Source organism: Polaribacter uvawellassae, from assembly GCF_039748955.1.
Lineage (GTDB): Bacteria > Bacteroidota > Bacteroidia > Flavobacteriales > Flavobacteriaceae > Polaribacter > Polaribacter uvawellassae.
On record NZ_JBDIZN010000004.1, the window covers coordinates 68,274 to 88,057 of the forward strand.

11 protein-coding genes are annotated in these 19,784 nt (G+C 31.0%); 3 read left to right on the forward strand and 8 right to left on the reverse strand.

Features of this window, described 5'->3' with window-relative positions; translation table 11 throughout:
* Positions 1 to 37: 37 nt before the first annotated feature.
* On the reverse strand, positions 38 to 3,046 hold the full coding sequence (locus tag ABDX67_RS10290) for a hypothetical protein (protein WP_347174941.1): 3,009 nt from the start codon (positions 3,044 to 3,046) through the stop codon (positions 38 to 40).
* A gap of 76 nt (positions 3,047 to 3,122) precedes the next feature.
* Positions 3,123 to 3,965, reverse strand: a complete 843-nt coding sequence (locus tag ABDX67_RS10295; RefSeq protein WP_347174942.1) for an aminotransferase class IV — start codon at positions 3,963 to 3,965, stop codon at positions 3,123 to 3,125.
* 166 nt (positions 3,966 to 4,131) lie between these two features.
* Here ABDX67_RS10295 and ABDX67_RS10300 point away from each other — a divergent pair, with 166 nt between their 5' ends.
* The gene (locus ABDX67_RS10300; protein ID WP_347174943.1) at positions 4,132 to 6,207 is read left to right on the forward strand and encodes a S9 family peptidase; all 2,076 of its coding nucleotides are present in this window, start codon (positions 4,132 to 4,134) and stop codon (positions 6,205 to 6,207) included.
* A gap of 61 nt (positions 6,208 to 6,268) precedes the next feature.
* Here ABDX67_RS10300 and ABDX67_RS10305 read toward each other — a convergent pair whose 3' ends face one another.
* The 5 genes from ABDX67_RS10305 to ABDX67_RS10325 all read right to left on the reverse strand — a co-directional run bounded on the left by ABDX67_RS10305 (position 6,269) and on the right by ABDX67_RS10325 (position 15,324).
* Positions 6,269 to 8,998, reverse strand: coding sequence for an alpha/beta hydrolase family protein (locus ABDX67_RS10305; RefSeq protein WP_347174944.1), 2,730 nt, complete (start codon positions 8,996 to 8,998; stop codon positions 6,269 to 6,271).
* A 97-nt stretch (positions 8,999 to 9,095) separates the two neighbouring features.
* Positions 9,096 to 11,882, reverse strand: a complete 2,787-nt coding sequence (locus tag ABDX67_RS10310) for an alpha/beta hydrolase family protein (protein ID WP_347174945.1) — start codon at positions 11,880 to 11,882, stop codon at positions 9,096 to 9,098.
* A 25-nt stretch (positions 11,883 to 11,907) separates the two neighbouring features.
* The gene (locus ABDX67_RS10315; RefSeq protein WP_347174946.1) at positions 11,908 to 12,783 is read right to left on the reverse strand and encodes a sterol desaturase family protein; all 876 of its coding nucleotides are present in this window, start codon (positions 12,781 to 12,783) and stop codon (positions 11,908 to 11,910) included.
* A 46-nt stretch (positions 12,784 to 12,829) separates the two neighbouring features.
* A complete protein-coding gene (locus tag ABDX67_RS10320; RefSeq protein WP_347174947.1) occupies positions 12,830 to 13,735 on the reverse strand; it encodes an EamA family transporter in 906 nt (301 codons plus the stop codon).
* A 32-nt stretch (positions 13,736 to 13,767) separates the two neighbouring features.
* Positions 13,768 to 15,324, reverse strand: a complete 1,557-nt coding sequence (locus ABDX67_RS10325; RefSeq protein WP_347174948.1) for a DEAD/DEAH box helicase — start codon at positions 15,322 to 15,324, stop codon at positions 13,768 to 13,770.
* Positions 15,325 to 15,487: 163 nt separating this feature from the next.
* Between ABDX67_RS10325 and ABDX67_RS10330 the strand changes: the two genes are divergently transcribed.
* The gene (locus tag ABDX67_RS10330) at positions 15,488 to 15,907 is read left to right on the forward strand and encodes a hypothetical protein (protein WP_347174949.1); all 420 of its coding nucleotides are present in this window, start codon (positions 15,488 to 15,490) and stop codon (positions 15,905 to 15,907) included.
* Positions 15,908 to 15,960: 53 nt separating this feature from the next.
* Here ABDX67_RS10330 and ABDX67_RS10335 read toward each other — a convergent pair whose 3' ends face one another.
* Entirely contained in the window at positions 15,961 to 16,422 is a 462-nt protein-coding gene (locus ABDX67_RS10335; protein WP_347174950.1) for a MaoC family dehydratase, read from the reverse strand.
* A 96-nt stretch (positions 16,423 to 16,518) separates the two neighbouring features.
* Here ABDX67_RS10335 and ABDX67_RS10340 point away from each other — a divergent pair, with 96 nt between their 5' ends.
* The gene (locus ABDX67_RS10340; RefSeq protein WP_347174951.1) at positions 16,519 to 19,767 is read left to right on the forward strand and encodes a S41 family peptidase; all 3,249 of its coding nucleotides are present in this window, start codon (positions 16,519 to 16,521) and stop codon (positions 19,765 to 19,767) included.
* Positions 19,768 to 19,784 lie beyond the last annotated feature (17 nt).

The following is a 19,784-nucleotide window of genomic DNA, read 5'->3' on the forward strand; positions in this document are numbered from 1 at the left end:
AATTTATTTGTTACACTAATGTTTCTTTCAAATAAAACTAATTTCTAAGTTCATTTTTTAATGTATAAAACTGATTTTTTAATTCTTTAAATCTGTTTTCTACATCTTGTCCCAGAATTTGATCTGCACTACTAATCATGTTTAGTAAGAACGAGATTTGCGAAACCAACATTTGTTGAGGATAAGCACCTGAAGCATTTTTTAATTGTTTTAAAGCGGTATTTACTTTATCTAATCTAGCTGATTTTTTTCCTTGTAAAGTGGTTGCTTCTTTTTCTAATCTATCTTGAAATTGTCTTGCTTCAGAAAGAAAATCCATTACTTTTTGTTGCATTGCAAGCTGATTAACAATATCTGCTTTTGTAATTCCTTCTTCTATTACTCTTGGATCCATTACAATTTCAAACGATTGTTCAAACGATTTTCCGTTTACTGTTAATTTTGCAGAATAAATTCCTGGAGCAACCATTGGTCCGTTTTTAAAACTTCTATTTTTGTTTGCTGACCAAACTCCTTTTTGTTGTAAATTCCAATTAAAACGATTAATTCCAGCTTTGGATTCTAACCTGCTATCAACATAAACAAAAGTCTGACTTAAATTCATATCTTCTACAATGGTTGTTTTTGCAATTAAGTTTTTATCACTAACAATTGATGCAACTATTTTTTTATTTGCATCTAAAATTTCTAATTGTATTGGTGATTTGTTTCCATTCGGAATAAAATAATCAATCATTACACTAGTTCCTGGATATTGAACAATACCTTCAGATCTATAACCTCTAGAACGATATCGAATCGTTGTATCTGGTTTAAATAACCAAGGAGAAGATTTTAAACTATTGATTTCTTTCTGTCTTAAAGGAGTAATATTATCTAAGATCCAAAAACCTCTTCCCATAGTACTTAAAATTAAATCTCCTCTAAATATTTTAAGATCTGTAATTGGTGTAACTGGCAGATTTTGTTGAAATTTCTCCCATGATTTTCCGTCATTAAAAGAAACAAACATTCCGAATTCTGTACCAGCATATAATAATCCTGCTCTTACTGGATCTTCACGTAAAACTTTGCTTGTAAAGTCATCTGGAATTCCGTTTGAACTTGTAGAAATCAACTCCCAAGTTCTTCCATAATTTTCAGTTTTATAAAAATAAGGTTTATCATCGCCCAATAAATGCCTATCAACAGCAATATATGCTTTTGCAGGATTAAATTGCGATGGTTCAACAGATTCTACTCTACCTCCTTTTGGTAATTTTTTTGGTGTTACATTTTTCCATGATTTTCCACCATTTTGAGTAACAGAAACCACTCCATCATTAGAGCCTACCCAAATTAAACCTTCTTTTAATTTCGATTCTCTAATCGAATAAACAGTACTATAATATTCTTCTCCAGTAATATCTCTTGTAATTGGACTTCCAGAATTAACTTGTTTGTCTTCTTCAAAAGCTGTTAAATCTGGAGAAATAGTTTCCCAAATTTTTCCGTCTGTCATTGTTTTATGAATATACTGAGAACCATGATACACCAGATTTGGATTGTGTGGAGAAACATGAATTGGAGCCACACGCTGAAAACGATATTTTAAATCTTTTGGATTGTGACCGTAAATATAAGAAGCACCAACAGTATATTTTTTCTCTGTTCCTGTTAATTTATTAAAAACTCCAAAATTCCCTTTACAGTTTGCATAAACAATGTTGTGATTTCCTGGTTTTGGAACAACAGGACCCGTTTCACATCCACCAACACTTATTCCCCAACCTCTTCTAGAGATTACAGTTGCAGACGGAGGTAAACTCGGTATGGCAACGGTAGAATTGTCTTGTTGACCAGCATATAACCAATATGGATATTGATCATCTACTTCTACTTGATATAATTCTGCTGTCGGTTGATTGTATTGAGTTGACCATGTTCTTCCTCCATTATGAGAAACATTTGCGCCGCCATCATTAGCTTGAATTAATAAATTTGGATTGTTTGGGTTGATCCAAATATCATGATTATCTCCGTGAGGAACCGACATTCTTCTCCAACTTTTACCGCCATCAATCGATTTTAATAAGGGATTTGCATTTGAATAAATGATATCCGGATTTGTAGGATCTAATTCAATATTGGTATAATAAAAAGGCCTATTTACCAAACCTTTATTATCAGAAACTTGCACAAATGATTTTCCTTGATTTACAGATTTATACAAACCTCCTTCTTTTCCTGGCGCTTCAATAACTGCATATAAAATACTCGAATCTACTGCAGAAACTGCTAAATCAATTTTACCAATTAAACCTTTTGGCAAACCATTTTCTAATTTTACCCAATCTTTTCCACCATTAATAGATTTATAGATTCCGCCTTCATCATTCGTTCCACCAGAAATGATTGTCCAAGGTTTGCGTTGCCCTTTCCAAGCTGCAGCATACACAATATCAGGATTACTTGGTAATAATTCTAAATCAGCAAAACCTACTTCATCAGAAATAAATAATACTTTTTCCCAATTCTTTCCACCATCAATTGTTTTATAAATTCCACGTTCATTGTTGTTTTTAAAAGCATTTCCGATGGCAGCAACCCAAACAATATTATGATTTGTAGGATCAATTTCTACAGCTCCAATTTGCCCAGTTTCTCTTAAACCGATATGTTCCCAAGTTTTACCCGCGTTTATTGACTTATAAACTCCTTTTCCAGAAATTACATTGCTTCGTAAACCATCAGAACCAGTACCAACATAAACAATATTTGGGTCGTTTACGGCAACTTCAATTGCGCCGATTGATGGTGTTGCAAAAAATCCGTCAGAAACATTATTCCAAGAAACTCCATAATCATCAGATTTCCAAACGCCACCACCAGTTGCTCCTAAATAAAAAGTTCCTGGCAACATTGGTGTTCCGGTTACAGCAGTAACTCTTCCTCCTCTTTCTGGACCAACAGTTCTGTATTTTAAAGCACTAAAATCTTGAGCAATTAATGTAAATGGAGCAATTAAAAATAAAAATAAGCGAATTAAAAAGGAATGTGATTTCATTTGTTTGGTAGTTTTAAAAGTAAATACGTTACTATCGTAAATATATAAATTGATTTTTAATTATTTTGTGAGAGTATTATTTTAACTCAAAATAGGCTTGTTGTAGTTTTTTTGTAATCATTCCTATCTCATCATTTTTATAAAAAGAATGATTATTGATTTGTCTTATAGCAGCAATTTGGGTTGATGTACCTGTTAAAAAAGCTTCGTCCATTTTTGAAATATCAGAAAAATGAATTCCTTTTTCTACAACCTTTAAATTAAGTTTTCTACATAAATTAAGCACAATTTGACGTGTAATTCCGTTTAGAATAAACTCATTTGCTGGATGTGTACATATAACATTGTCTTTAACAAAAAACACATTACAATGCGATGCTTCTGTGATAATTCCGTTTTTTACAAATATAGTTTCAAAACAATTTTGTTGCATCGCAAAATCATTTGCCATTACATTTCCTAAAAGTGAAGTCATTTTAATATCGCACTTTTCCCATCTGTAATCGTTTGTTGTAACTACAGAAGCATTTATCAAATTAATATCTGGTAACTTCTTCGGAACAGCGTACATCATTACAGTTGGAGCAGTATTCTTAGGATATGAATGTGTTCTTGGTGCAGTTCCTCTTGTAACTTGTATGTACAACAAACAATCTTCATTTTGCAATTCTGATGCAGATAATAATTTTGGAATTTCATCAGTTAAGGATGTTGCATCAAATTGAATATTGATTTTATTTACACAAAACTGCAATCGTTTTAAATGTTCATCGCCATAAAAAAACTGACCATTTATCTGAACCATTACTTCATAAATGCCATCACCAAACAAAAAACCTCGGTCGAATACAGATATTTTTGCAGATTTTGCATCTACAATTTTACCATTTATATATACTTTTTTTGGATACTGATTCATAAGGATATATTTCTATAAATTGAGAAGTGAAAGTTAGGGATATAAATCTTTCTAAGAAAACTTTAATTTTAATAAAATTATAAGCTTACGTTAAAATTAGCATCTTTTTTTCCTTAGAACTTTTTTTGATTTAACTTTACTCGAATAAAATTAAAACTAACTCAAAATGAATTTCAATCATTCTAAAAAAGCAACATTACTTTCATTGTTGCTATTATTTGTCTTTTCGTTACATAGCTCTGCACAAGACAAATTAAAAAAGATGCCAGGTTACGAACAGTATCAAAAAATGGCACCAAAACTATTTAGTTCTGTAAAAAGAGCACCAACTTCTGTTGTTTGGGCAAAAGACGGTAAAACATTTACCTATGTGGAAGACGGAATGCAGCACACGTACGATGTACGAAAAAAGAAAGTTGTTGCATCAGAAAAAGCACAAAGACAACAACGTTTTAGAAGAGGAAACAGGCCAGCTCGTGGAAGACAATATGCTTCTCATATTTCTCCAGACAACAAATTAAAAGTTTTTACAAAAGACAGAAATGTGTATATCAGTAATGCTGATGGATCAAACGTACAAGCTGTAACAACTAAAGGAAATGATGAAAATCAAATTAAATTCGGAATCGCAACTTGGGTTTACGGAGAAGAATTAGGTCAAAATACTGCAATGTGGTGGTCGCCAGATTCTAAAAAAGTAGCTTTTTATCGCTTTGAAGAAAAAGACGCAAAGAAATATTATGTATTGTACAATCAAACAAAAATACAAGATTCTGTTGAGGTTGAAGCATATCCTAAAGTTGGTGCTAAAAATTTACCAGTAGATTTATTGGTGTATGATTTAGAAACTAAAAAAACGGTTACGTTAGATGTTAGAAAAGGAAAACCATATAACGATGGTGCTTTAGGAACGTATTTATACGGAATGAAATGGTCGCCAGACGGAAAAGAATTGTTGTATCATTCTACAAACCGTAAGCAAGACATCATGGAATTTAGTGCTGGAAATGCAACAACCGGAGAAACCAGAGTAATTGTAAGAGAAGAATGGTTGCCGAGTTTTACAAAAAACACTCCAGAAATGTATGAACTAGCTGATGGAAAACATTTTATTTGGGCTTCAGAAAGAAATGGTTTTAACAACTATTATGTGTATAATTATGACGGAACTTTAGTGAATACTTTAACGAATCACAATTTTGAAGTTTCTAGATTGGTGAAGGTTGATGAAAAAAAGAAACAAGTATATTATTATGCTCGTAGTGGAGAAAATCACATGAAAATGCAATTGCATCGTGTAAATCTTAACGGAACAAAAGATGTGCGTTTAACAGATCCTAAGTTCAACCATAGCGCAATTATTTCTCCAGACGGAAAGTATTTTGTGGATGTTGCACAAACACACAACATTCCTCCTTTTGTAAATTTAATGAACTCGAGAGGTAAAAAGATTTCTGAAATTGCTAAAAGTGATATGACTGAATTTAAACAATTAGGTTTTAAAACTGTTGAAGTATTTACATTTACTTCTGCTGATGGTGAAACAGAATTACACGGAATGATTCACTTTCCTTCTAATTTTGATCCAAATAAAAAATATCCAGTCATCTTAGCAAATTATGGCGGACCTGCAACAAACGCTTTTAGAGAATCTTTTACATATCCAAGTTCTATTACAGAGTATGGATTTATCGTTTTAAATATTGATGGAAGAAATGTTCGTGGAAGAGGAAAACGCTTATTAGATACATTATATGGAAACTTAGGAATCGTAGAAATGGACGATTTTGCTGAAGGAATAAAATCATTGTACAATCGTTCTTATATTGATAAAAACCGAGTTGGTGTGTACGGAACTTCTTATGGAGGAACAACAGCTGCAACAAGTTTATTAAGACATCCAGATGTGTATCATGTTGCAGTTGCAAATTCTGCTGTAACAGATTGGAGAAATTATGACAATGTGTACACAGAACGTTATATGAACTTAATAACAAACAATAAAAAAGGATATGATGCTTCTAGCATTATGAATTATGCAAAGGATTTAAAAGGAGAATTAATGATTTTCTTCGGAACCAATGACAACAATGTGCATCCAGCAAATTCTTTACAATTGATACAAGCGTTGCAAAAAGCTGGTAAAAGTTTTGAAGTTCAGATTGGTCCAGATAAAGGACATACTGCTTTAGGAAGAGATAGAATGATGGAATTCTTTATTCAGCATTTAGTGTTGAAATAAAAAAACATATCAATTTAAATTATAAAAGTGAAAAGCTCCTAATTTCTTAGGAGCTTTTTGTTTACTTTTTCTTTTTTAATCTGCGCTGTTGTTCTGCATAAGGAATTCCTTTTAAAACCCAATCTTCAGCTTTTTCATCTTTTAAATAATGTCCAAACCACGTTAAAATTCGTTGTTGATAATCAATTCTATTTTTATCTTGCCTTAAACCATGTCCTTCTTTTGCGTACACCAATAAAACAAAAGGTTTTTTAGCTCTTCTTGCTGCATTGTAATAGGCAATTCCTTGAAACCAATTTACATTCGTGTCATTATCTCCAACTTCAAATAACATCGGAGTATTTAAAGTTTCGATGTTCATTACCGGAGAGTTTCTTAAATAACGTTCTGGTGAAACCCAAGGAGCAACTTCCATACGTTCTTGACTAACTTCAAAATGTGCATTTTCTGGCATTCCTCCAAATGCTGGAGTCACCGCTAAATTCATACTAATTAATTCCGTTAAGCCTGCACCAGCAACACTTGCTGCAAATATATTGGTTTGCGTAGGCACAAAAGCAGCTTGATATCCACCCCAAGAATGACCAATTAAACCTACTCTTTTTGCATCTACATCTCCTTTATTAACAACTGCTTTTACTGCACTTTCTAATGTTTTTGCTGATGAAATTCCTGGATCACCAGCAATAAATTCGATATCAGGATTTAACACAAAATATCCGTTTTGAGTCCAAACTGTTGTGTTATAATAATTTGTTCTTGAAGGAGAAATATATCTATGAAAATTTTGTGTTAATTTCTCATAAATATAAGTAATCATAGGATATTTCTTTCCTTTTTTATAATCTGCAGGATAATATAAAATTCCTTGTGCTTGTTTGCCTAAAGCATTTGTAAACGTTATTAATTCTGCTTTTCCCCAAGCATAATCCTTTTGAAAAATATTTGTATTAGAAACTTGCGTTGGTGATTTAAATGACGTTGAATTTGAAATAAATAAATTAGGAGATTGCATATAGGTTTGTTCTACAAAAGCAAAATTATTAGATTCTTTTGCTTTAATAAAACTTGATATAGAAGCTTCTTTAAAAATTAAAGTATTTATCTTTTTTCCAAGTTTTCCCGAAGCTAAGCCCGAAGCTTTCGTTAATTTGTTTCTCATTGAAAAATAAACTGGCTTTTTTACATCAATATATTGTTGTTCTCTATCAAAATTATAAAATCTATAAATAACACCTTTCTCTTTTCCTTGAGTAACTCTTTTAGGTTTTGATCCGTTTGTAAATATTTGCCACACATCATATTCTGAATTGATGAAATAGGATTTACTATCACTACTCCAAGCTACAAACCCAAATGCTGGTTTTTGTGGAGTTGGATGATCATTTTCAACATCGATAAATTGATCCTTAATATTTGATGTGATATTTGAAGATGTTTCATTTTTGATATTATAAAGGTGTAAATGATCATTATTCAGGTATACAAAATATTGATTATTAGGGCTAATACTCCAATATCTGTTTGCTTTTGTAACTACTTTCTTACGGTTTCCATTTTTATTGTTTACAACGTATAAATCAGAACTTGGTCTTCCAAACATTCCATCAAACTCATAAGGAGTTTGATCTTGACCAATACTACTATTTGTATCGGTTTGTAAACGAATTCTTTCAACTAAATCATTTTCAATTTTATAAAATGAATTGTTACTAACATTCCAAGCTGCTAGTTTAAAACCAAATCTAGAATTCATCTTTTGAGCAGGAATAATTACAGCATCAGAACTATTCCAGATTTCTAATGCAGGTGCTTCATCATCGTCAGTTATGCTTTTTATTTTTTTATCATCTTCTTTTTTCTTGTCATTTGGTTTTCTATATTCTGTATTAAAATAAACGATGTTTCCATCATCAGAAAATCGAATATTTCTATTGATTATTTTTGTGTCTTTTGGAAAGTTAGAAAAACTACTTTGATCAAATATTTTAAAACTGAAATTTGAATCTAAATTTTTCCAATACAATAAATCATTAGAACTTTCTTTATAGTTTTTATCAATATTTTTTCTTGTTACAAATAAATCACTGCTCTCTTTTCTCCATTCTAAACCAGAATAGATTTCTTCTTTTTGATTTAACACTTTTAAATTTCCTGTAATTGCGTTGTACAATTGTATTCCATTACCAACCTTATCTGTAGTGTTAATCAACATAGCAAGCAATGTTCCTTTATCTTGCCATGCATATTCTTTTACGTTTCCAAAAGTTACTTCTAAACCCGTTTCTAAGTTTTTAACAATTAGTGTATTCGATTTATTCTTTTGACGTTTCATTGCTAAATATGATCCAGAACCACTAAATTTATAATTAACAACATCTAAAAACTCAAGAGAATCATTTGTTATTAAATTTAGAACGCCCAATTTATTTGGAGCTTTCTTTTTTGATTTCTTACTTGCTTTACCAGATAAAACTTTTGCATAAGCCAACCATTTACTATTTACCGAAAACCTTGCAAACTCGGCGTTATTAATTTCTTTTGCCTTTTTTGTTTTTGTATTTACAATAAATAATGTTTTATCACTCTCATTATTAACCTTTACATATTGCAGCCAGTTACCATCATTTGAAAAAGATGTTCCCCAATTAATACGTTCCCATTTTCCGTAATCATCAACAGGAACTGTTTTTAAATTACTTTCAGCAACATTTTGCGCAGTTAAACTTAGTGAAACAAAAAATACAATTGTAGTAAAGATTGGTTTAAAAATTTTCTGTATAAATATCATGTGTGTTTGTTTTTATCTTTCTCAAAGAAATGAAATTAATATCAGTATAACAAGACAAATAAAAAAGCTTCTAATTTCTTAGAAGCTTTTTAAAAAGTTAATTTTTCATCAATTCATATCCTTGATTTATTCCCTTTTCAATTGCTGGAACTCCACGTTCCATCCAAGTTGGTTTTGCTGTATCTTTTAAATAATAGTCAAAGAATTGCGCCATTCTGATGTTAAAATCTTTTCTGTTTTGCATCTTTAATGGCCAATGACGAGCACCATTATAGTTTAGTAACCATGTTGGTTTTCCTAAACGTCTTAACGAATTAAAATATTCTATTCCTTGATACCATGGAACATGTCCATCTTTATCATTATGCATTATTAGAATTGGAGTGTTCACTTTATCCATATTGTATATTGGTGAATTTTCTATATAACGCATTGGATATTCCCACGGAGTTCCTCCTATTCTACTTTGTGTGTGTTCGTATTGGAATTGTCTACTTAAACCTGAATCCCATCTAATTCCGCCATAAGCAGAAATCATATTTACTACTGGTGCTCCAGATTCAATAGCTGCAAAAATATCTGTTTTTGTTGCTAAATGAGCTACTTGATATCCACCCCAACTATGTCCTTGTGCTCCAATTTTATCTTTGTCAATAAAACCTTTATCAATTAAAGAAGTAATTCCAGGAATTACTGCATTATAAGCAGATTCTCCAGGATAACCATCTCTATATACAATATCTGGATTAAAAATTATGTAACCTCTACTTGTATAAAAACTGTAATTAATACTTGATCTTCCTGGTGATGGTGCTCTATGATTATGCAATCCGTCAGAACTACGTTCGTAGAAATTTACCAACATTGGGTATTTTTTATTTGGATCAAAATTTTCTGGTTTTACCAATAAACCTTTCAACGCTTTTCCTTCTAAAGAAGTAAATTCGTGCAATTCAATAGTACCCCAATTGTATTCTTTTTGTTGTGGATTTGCATCACTAACAACCGTTTGCTTTTTAAAACTCAAGTCAGAAACACGTAAATTCGGAAACTCAATAAAAGATTGACGTGTAAATAATACATTATTATCATCTTTTGCTTTTATTGGATTAGAATACCTAAAAGGACCGTCTAATAATTGTTTTCCTCTATTTCTTTTCGCATTGTATTCGTAATATCCACTATTCTTAGTTGTTTCATTAAACGTTGTTAAAAGCCATGTTTTAGAATCGTCTATAAAACGATCTTCTCTATCTAATCTAGCATAACGATACACCGTTTTTGTTGATCTACCATTTGTTAACTTAGTATTCTGGCCAGTTGTTGGATTAAATTTAAAGATGTCATATCTGTCATAAATCAAAATCTCATTATCATCTTTTGTCCAACCAGCCATTCCGTATGAACCAGGATGATTTGGAGTATCATTTAATTCATTGTAAAACACTTTTCCTTTTGTAAAATCTAATCTTGTATTCTTAGCAATATTATATGCAAACCAAGTACTATCAACACTATTATAACCGTAAGCAAATTTTCCTTTCGGACTTAATTGAACTCTACCAGCAACTTGTTGCAAAATATCTCTACGATTTCCAGTAGTAGAGTTTATTATTGCATAATCGCTTGCTCTAACTGCAGACCACTGACTTTCTAACATATATGGAGTTGGATTAGAAATCAACACATTTTCTGAATTTCCTTCGTTTCCAATTGTTGCATTTGGATATTCTGTAGTTGCCAATTGCACAACTTTATTAGAGTTTAAATGTAAAGCTGCTGTATACGATTTTCTTTTATCGTTATTTACTTGAATTTCTTGAACGGTATATAATCTCGGAGAATTGTAAGCCCAAACTTCAACATTTACGATTTCGTCTTTTAATAAAGTGGTGTCTTTTACAATTGGTTTTGTTGCCAATCCGAAGTACATTTTAGAATTGTCTTTAGAAAAATTAATTCTTCCGTTTGATGAAATATAGTATCCATTTGAAGCTGCATTCTGTGCAGTAATTTCAGCTGCTTTTGCATTTCCATTCCAAACATACAATTGATATGGTCTTACCAAGGCTTTTGTAGTATCTGCATCAATAACAAAGGCTAATTTATTACCAACATCATTCAAAGTTAATTGATAATACTTGGTTGCATTTGCTGCTGTAAACACTTCTGCTTGCTTGTTATTCTCTAAGTTTAATACTGAAACTCCGCCATTTTCATCATCTGTTTCTCCAGTAGATATAAACGCCAAAGTTTTACCTTCTTTTGCAAATGAATATGAAGTAACATATTTAATTGTATCTTCTTTTTGAGTAGCTAAATTTCTTAAAACCAAATGATATCCGTTTTTAGCATTTACTTTTTTAATCTTTTTAGGTTTTTCTTTCTTATCTGTCTTTTTAGCAGCGTCTTTTGATGCTGGTTTTTTAATATCTTCTAATAAATAAGCTACATAACCAGCCCATTTTTGTGGAACTTTATATGATTTTACATTCGCTATTTTAGTTAACGATTTACTTGAAAGGTTATAAATTGCCAACGTATCTTTTGGCATTTTATCTTTTTTAACTTTTCTTCTTTGCATTTCTGTAATGCTGTCTTTCCATGCAGTTATCGTAAAAATTGCATTTTTAGAATCGTAAGTAAATTGCCCACCTTCTACTCTATCATACTTAAAAATTGCTCTCGCTTTTACATCTTTTATTTTTAGAAATCTGTCTTTTTCTCCTCTTTCTAAAGAATACAAAATATACTTTCCGTTGTTAGAAATAGACTGACTTCTTATGGTGTTCCAAATATCAAAATCTGGATGATCTAAAACTTTTTTCTGTGCACTTACCGATATAGTAAGTAAAAAAAGCAAACTGTAAAGTGTTGTTCTCATTTGGTTTGTATTTAATTTATAGTTGTTATTTTTTATTTTTAAATCCGTAAAATAATTGTCCGAAAAATCCTTTAGGGAAATTTTCTTCATCAGAAAAACCCAATTCTATAGTTCCACTATCTTCAGGAACATAATTGGTTTTAAAAATGTAATCCCAAATACTTAAGCTAATTCCGAAATTAATTCCGTTAGGTCTATTTTCTGGCAATACTTTAATATGATGATATAGATGCATCACTGGATTGTTGAAAATATATTTTAAAAATCCCCAAGTAATTTTAATATTCGAGTGATTAAAATGTCCGATTGATATAGCAAAGAAATGTACAATAAACGCTTGTTCTGGTTCAAAACCACCAAGTAGCATTACACCAATTGTTTTTAGCGGTTTGTACAAAATATTTTCCATCCAATGATAACGCAAATGCGCTGCAAATCCCATTTCTTTAACCGAATGGTGCACTTTATGAAACTGCCATAAAAACTCGTATTTATGCAATAAAACATGTGTAAACCATTGTACAAAATCAAGAATGATAAAGAAAATTAAAAGCGCAGCCCAAGTTGGTAAACTCTTTAAATCTATAATTGCTAAGCTTTTTAAAGTGATTCCGAAGTTTTGAAAAACAAGTTCAAAGACTGTATAAAAACCTGCAATAACGATAGAAAAAATAAAAAAATTAAAGAACATGTAGAATGCGTCTAACCAAAAATCTTTTCTAATAATTGCTTGATTTTTACGCCATGGAAAAGCAATTTCTAAAGACCAAACTATCAAAGAAATCAAAATTAATCCCCAAAAATAATTTGTGTACCACGGAACTTCAAATAAAATAGATTTCCATGTCCAATCTACAGAACCAAAAAATGCATTTTTAAAAGCAGTAAAGTATTTTTCCATCAATAAAAATTAAATAGACTTTAAAGATATTAAACTCTATTTAATTTTATGATGATTCTTTTGTATTCTTACTAGAATTTATAAAGTAAACGCCAAAAAGTAAAATAACTGCTGCTATAATTGATTGTAATGTTACATTTTCGTCTAATACATACCAACCTAAAAGTAAGGCAATTAAAGGGTTTACGTAGGAAGAAGTTGCTACTTTTTCTGGAGATACTTTTTTTAATAAAAAATTAAAAGAAGTAAATGCAATAATACTCCCAAAAATGACGAGTAAAACCATGGAATTTAAGGTTGTAAAGTTCCATAAAAAAGGTGATTTCCATTCTTCTCCTAACAATAAACTAAATGCTGACAATAAAATTCCGGCTATAAACATCTGATAACCAGAATTTACAAAATAACTAGAATGCATATCTGCCTTAGAAACAAAAATACTTGCAAAAGCCCAGCTAATAATACAGGTAGCAATCATAAAAATACCCAATAAACTATTTTCTCCGCTTGTAATTTCTTGTTGACTAACCAATAAATAGATTCCGATAATTCCTAAGAAAACACCAAACAAAGACATTCTATGGATTTTATTTCCGTATAAAATCCTCATTAAAATAATTACAACTAACGGTAAAGACGAAGCAACTAAAGCTGCAAAACTACTATCAACATATTTTAAAGCCCAAACAAAAACACCGTTTCCGTAAACCAAAAATAAAAAGCCAGCAAGCGTGTTATTAAATAATTGTTTTCTAGTAATTTTTAACGGTAACTTTAAAAATTTAGCAATAATTAACATTAAAAATCCTGCAAAAGTAAACCGTGTAGACGATAAAAATAAAGGTGAAATTTCTTGAACTGCAATTTTATTCAACAAATACGTAGAACCCCAAATAACATAAATAGCAAAAAAGGCTAAAACAATTAATATGGTTTCTTTAGTCAATTTCATAAAACAGCCTCTTTTACAATTATTTTAATTGCTTATTCAGCTGGTCTTCCATGAATTTCTTCAAACATTTCATCAAAATTTGCTCTTAGATGCAGCCTTAATTTAACTCTATAATCGTTTTTTAACCAATCCATAAAATTGTTGGTGCTTTTGCTAATACATTTTGAATAGCGTTGCAATCTAAAATCAATGTCATCGCCTAATTTCTTGGCTAAATCTAGCGCATCATAGACATCTTCACTATTTTCAACACACATTTTTGCATGATGTAATAAAGATTTTTCTAATACCACTTTTGTTGATTCTCTGTTTTTTAAAGAATCTAAATAGGTTTGTTTTACATCAAAAGTTATGTCTTTAGAATTCGCAAATTCTGCTCTTAAAGTTTCTGGCATATTATAAGAAAATGTTTCTTCTAATTCTTCATCACTTAATAATTTCTCTAAATAGAAATTTGGTGATCTAAAGATTTGTTGCCAATCTAAATCTGCTCCCCAAGGACCAAATCTGTGAAAATTATTTCCTAAATCTATAATATTAAAATGCGATTTATTTTTTAATATTCTAGAGCCTCTTCCAATCATTTGGTAATATAAAGTTAGCGATTTTGTTGCTCTGTTTAAGATGATTGATTCTACCGTTGGCTCATCAAAACCGGTTGTTAAAATACTTACAGAAGTTAAAATTGCATTTGGCGTTTTCTTAAACCATCTTAAAATAAATGCTCTTTCTTTTTTGGTTGCTGTATTGTCTAAATGTGCAATCGGGTAACCAGCGGCTTTAAATGTTTCGTAAACGTGAATAGAAGTATTAATTCCGTTGTTAAAAATCAATGTTTTTTTACCTTTTGATCGTTCTTCATACGCTTGTAATAATTTACCAAGCATCATCGTGTTTGAATATAAATCTTCTGATGATTTTACCGTATAATCTCCGTTAGAACCAACAACTAAAGAGGTTAATCCTACATTATATGAATAGGTTTTTGCTTGTGCTAAAAACTCGTTTTCTATTAAAGATTCTATCGTTTCGCCAACAATTAACTCATTGTAATTGTCTTTCATTGGCAATTTAATATTCGAGCTTAAAGGCGTTGCTGTAACTCCAAGAATAAACGATTTATCAAAAAACTTAAACAATTTTGTAAACGAATTGTAATGTGCTTCATCAATAATTACCAAACCGATATCAGAAATATCAAGTTTATCATCATTTAAACGGTTGTTAAGCGTTTCTACCATCGCAACAAAACAAGAATAATTAGATTGATCGTCTAATTTTGCTGTACTATCAATTACTTTGTTAACTACACCAAACTCTGTTAACATTGTAGAAGTTTGCTTGCACAACTCAATTCTGTGTGTCATAACCAACACTTTCTTTTGATGATGTTTCAAATATTGACGCACCATTTCAGAGAAAATTACCGTCTTTCCTCCTCCAGTTGGTAATTGATATAATAAGTGATAATCGTCTGGAGCGCTTTCAAAAAGCTTGAAAATTTTATTAATTGCGCCTTTTTGATAACTATATAAATCTTTACCAGTTTTACGTTCTTCTGTTTCTGTAGTTGCAATAATTTCTGACATTTGTTGTGTTTAATGAAAGTTGCAAAAGTACGTTGTTTTTAAGGTTTTTAACGAATAAATTCTCAAAAATATATTTGCTAGTATTATATTTTATATTCTATAATTTTCTAACTTTTAAGATATTAACTATCTTGTAACCATATTAACCATAAAATATTAACAAATGTCAGAATCAACAAACAAACCAAATACAGCATTTTGGGTTATTGCAGTAGTTGCATTAATCTGGAATTTAATGGGTGTAATGGCTTATTTAACAAGAGCTTTTATTACAGATGATATGATTGCTGCTTTACCACCAGAAGCACAAGCAGAATTTTTAGTTGACTATCCTGCTTGGTACACAGCAGCTTTTGCATTAGCCGTTTTTGGCGGAGCATTTGGAGCCTTATTTCTTTTATTTAAGAAAAAATTTGCAGCAACTTTATTTTTAGTTTCGGCGGTTGGTGCAATTGCTCAACACGTATATTTATTTATGAATGTTGAAATGAAAGATTTTGTAATGCCAATTATGATTATTATTGTTTGTCTATTTTTAGTTTGGTATTCTAAAGATGTAACTAAGAAAGGTTTTATCTCTTAAAAAAGAACCTTTTTAAGAATCTAAAGAATCGCTTAAGAAATTAAGCGATTTTTTTATTCAAATAATAAGGTTAAAAATTCGGCGATGCAAGCGGGTTTTTCTTCTCCTTCTATTTCTACAAAACAAGAAAATGTTACTTTAATTCCGTTTTTATGATCTTCAATATTTTTTACTGTACTTTTTAATCGCAACTTACTATTTACAGGAACTGCGTTTGCAAACCGAACGGAATTCAATCCATAATTTAAACCCAATTTAATACTGTCAATTTGTATCAAATCTTCTAAAAATTTAGACAACAACGCAACCGACATAAATCCGTGCGCAATGGTACTTTTAAAAGGTGATTCTCTTTTAGCTCGCTCAACATCAACATGAACCCATTGTTTATCTAAAGTAGCATTTGCAAAGTCGTTGATCATTTCTTGAGAAACTGTAATCCAATCAGAAGTTGGCAACTCTTTACCAATCATTTCTTTAAATTCTGATACATTTTTAAATGCTAATGTTTTCATTTTGATATAATTTAAATTGATGTAGTGAAGATAAAATTAATCTACAAATAAATAATTTTTAAAATAAATGATTAGTTTAGACAAAAATTATAAAACATGAAACAACTAACACTTTTATTTTTATTTATTAGTCTGACAATCAGCGGACAAAATAATCCACAATGGATGCGTTATTCATCCATTTCACCAAACGGAAATCAAATTGCATTTACTTACAAAGGAGATTTGTATAAGGTTGCTGCTTCTGGCGGTGATGCAGTACAATTAACCTTTCATAAAGCACATGATTATATGCCAGTTTGGAGCAAAGATGGCTCTAAAATAGCTTTTGCTTCTAACAGATACGGAAACTTTGATGTTTTTGTAATGGCTGCAAATGGTGGCGATGCAACACGTCTTACTTTTCATTCTGCAAACGAATCACCTTATTCTTTTTCTTCAAATAACAAAGATGTTATTTTTGGTGCACAACGTCAAGATGATGTTAAACATAGACAATATCCAACGGGTTCTCAACCAGAATTATATAGCGTTCCAGTTAAAGGCGGAAAAGTAACTCAGATTTTTACTGTTCCAGCAGAATATGTGCAAGTATCAAAAAATGGTAACACCATGGTCTATCACGATAAAAAAGGTGGAGAAAATGAATTTAGAAAACACCATACTTCTTCTATAACTAGAGATATTTGGACCTACGATACCAAAACAAAAACACATAAAATGATGACTACTTTTAACGGCGAAGACAGACAACCTGTTTTTAGTGCTGATGAAAAAAGTATTTATTATTTAAGTGAAAAAAGTGGCACATTTAATGTGCACAAACTTTCATTAAACAATCCAAGTCAAACAGAACAAATCACTAATTTTAAGTTACATCCAGTACGTTTCTTAAGTGTTGGTAACGGTGTTATTTCTTTTGGATTTGATGGTGAAATTTACACGATGAGAGAAGGCAAAAAACCATCAAAAGTAAACGTAAAAATTACCACTCAAAATATTGATAATAGCGATAAGTTTATTTCTATCAATGGCGGAATTAACGAAATGGCTATTTCTCCGAATGGAAAAGAAATTGCATTTATAGCCCGAGGAGAAGTTTTTGTAACTTCTGTAGATAAATCGTTTACAAAAAGATTGACAAATACTCCAGAAAATGAGCGTTTTGTAACTTGGGGACCAGAAGGTAAATCGGTTGTTTATAGTAGCGAACGCAATGGTAAATGGAACATTTATAAAACGGAGAAATTAAGAGACGAAGAGCCTTTCTTTTACGCAGCAACTTTGGTAAAAGAATCTGTAGTTATAGAAAATAAACACGACAATTATTTAGCTCAATATTCGCCAGATGGAAAACAATTGGCTTTTATTGAAGGACGAAGAACTTTAAAAGTAAAAGACTTAAAATCAAGGAAAGAAACCACCTTACTTACACCAAAGGATTTATTTACAATGGGAGATGGAGATCAAAATTTTACTTGGAGTCCAGATAGCAAATGGCTGTTGGTAGATTGGAGTAAAACACTAAGTAATGGCGAAGTTTTATTAATGGCAGCAGATGGTTCTAAAAGAGTTAACTTAAACGAAAGCGGTTACTATGATTACAATCCAAAATGGGTAAATGACGGTAAACAAATGATTTGGTTTAGCAATAGAAACGGATTAAAATCGTATGCAACTAGTGGTCAATCTCAGAGTGATGTGTACAGCATGTTTTTTACTCAAGATGCTTGGGATGAGTTTAATTTAAGTGATGAAGATTTTAAATTAATGGAGGCATTAAAAGAAGAAGCTAAGAAGGCCAAAGAAAAAGCAGATAAAGAGAAAAAAGACAATAAAAAATCTAAAAATAAAGACAAGAAAGACGATAAAAAGAAAGGTCCTACTCCACTTACTTTTGATTGGGATTCTATGAAAGACCAAACAAAAAGATTAACAATACATTCTTCTAGTTTGGGAGATGCTGTTCTATCTAAAAAAGGTGATGTCTTATACTATTTATCAAGATTTGAAGGAAGAGCAAATCTTTGGAGTACAAATCTTAGAACAAAAGCAACCAAAATGGTTTTAAAACTAAATATTGGTGGCGGTAGTTTGCAATGGGATAAAGAGATGAAAAACCTATACTTATTAAGTAGTGGTAGAATTTCTAAAATAGATCCTAAAGCAGGAAAACAAACTAGTGTGAAAATTAATGGCGAAATGAAATTTGATGAAGCAGCAGAAAGAGTTGCCATGTTTAATCATGTTTGGATTCGTACAAAAGCTGTTTTTTATGAGCCAACTTTTCATGGTGTAAACTGGAACTTAATGAAAAAAGAATACCAAAAGTACTTGCCACATATTGGCAATGCGTTTGAGTTTTCTGAAATGTTATCAGAAATGTTAGGAGAATTAAATGTTTCTCATGCAGGTGCCGGATTTAGAGGCGAGCCAATGTCTAATGCAGATGCAACTGCTTCTTTAGGAATTTTTATGAATTACAATCATAAAGGAGATGGAATTCTAATTGATGAGATTATTAAAGGTGGTCCATTAGACAAGGCAAAGTTTAATATTAGAGCCGGAATGGTGATTGAAAAAATCAATGGAAAAACCGTTGATAAAGATCAAGATGTTGCTAAATATTTAAACCGAATGAGTGGAAAATTTATGCTGTTAGAGGTGTTAGATACACGAACTAAGAAAACACAAACAATTACTGTAAAACCTATTTCAATTGGCGCTGAAAACAGATTGTTATATGACCGTTGGGTAAAAATCAATGAAAAGCAAGTTGACAAAGAAAGTAATGGACAATTAGGTTATGTGCATATTCCTGGAATGAGCGATGGTCCTTACAGAAGTATTTATCAAGATATGATGGGGAAATTTTCTAATCGTAAAGGTGTAATTATCGATACACGTTTTAATGGCGGTGGAGATTTAGTTGCAGATTTAGCAATGTTCTTTACTGGTGTTCCTTTTATAAGTTATGAAACAGCTGCAAAAGTTGTTGGTGGAGAACCAACTTCTCGTTGGACAAAGCCTACTTTATCTATTTTTAATGAAAGCATGTATTCAGACGGACATTGTTATGCTTCTGGTTATACGGATTTAAAAATTGGAAAAACAGTTGGAATGCCAGTTCCTGGAACCTGTAGTTTTGCTGGTTGGGAAGGATTGCCAAATGGTTCGTATTGGGGAGTTGTTCCTGTGAGTGCAAAAAACAAAGCGGGAGAATGGATGGAAAACAACCAAACAAATCCTTTAATACAGGTAAAAAATATGCCTGGCGTTATTGATAACGGTAGAGATCAACAATTAGAGCGTTCTATTAGAGAATTGTTAAAAGATGTAAAATAAAAAAGAGGAGTCTTATG